A 491-nucleotide genomic window follows, 5' to 3' on the forward strand; every position below is an offset into this window, starting at 1 on the left:
GGCAGCCATAAGTTCACCCAGCAGGCGCAGGTGGAATATCTGCTGGCCTTCCACGACTACGACAACGGCAAAGATAATACCGACAACCGCAAAAACTACGGCGCCATCGTCCGGCCGATGTACTTCTGGAACGACGTGCACTCCACCTGGCTGGAAGCGGGCTACCAGCGCGTGGATTACGAGCAGGGCGGGGATAACCACGGCTGGAAGCTGACGCTGTCGCAGAACATCGCCATCGGCATGGGGCCGGAGTTCCGTCCGATGCTGCGCTTCTACGTGACCGGCGGCCAGGTGGATAACGAGCACACCGCGAAGGTGAACGGCACCCAGGACCAGCAGCTGGATTCGCTGAACGTCGGTGGGATGTTTGAGGCGTGGTTCTGATGCGATAGCGTTGTTGAAGGAGCGTTCCCGGCTGGCGCTACGCTTAGCCGGGCTACAACTGGTGCGCTCCATTTATGCCGGATGGCGGCATACATGCCTTATCCGGC

At 60.5% G+C, this 491-nt stretch carries 1 protein-coding gene; it reads left to right on the forward strand.

What is annotated here, in order from left to right:
• Window positions 1–384 (forward strand): carbohydrate porin (locus HMPREF3140_RS08825; RefSeq protein ID WP_139146159.1); only part of this gene is annotated, 384 nt, incomplete at its 5' end.
• Window positions 385–491 lie beyond the last annotated feature (107 nt).

The sequence above is a fragment of the Klebsiella sp. HMSC16A12 genome (assembly GCF_001808265.1).
GTDB classification, from domain to species: domain Bacteria; phylum Pseudomonadota; class Gammaproteobacteria; order Enterobacterales; family Enterobacteriaceae; genus Klebsiella; species Klebsiella pneumoniae.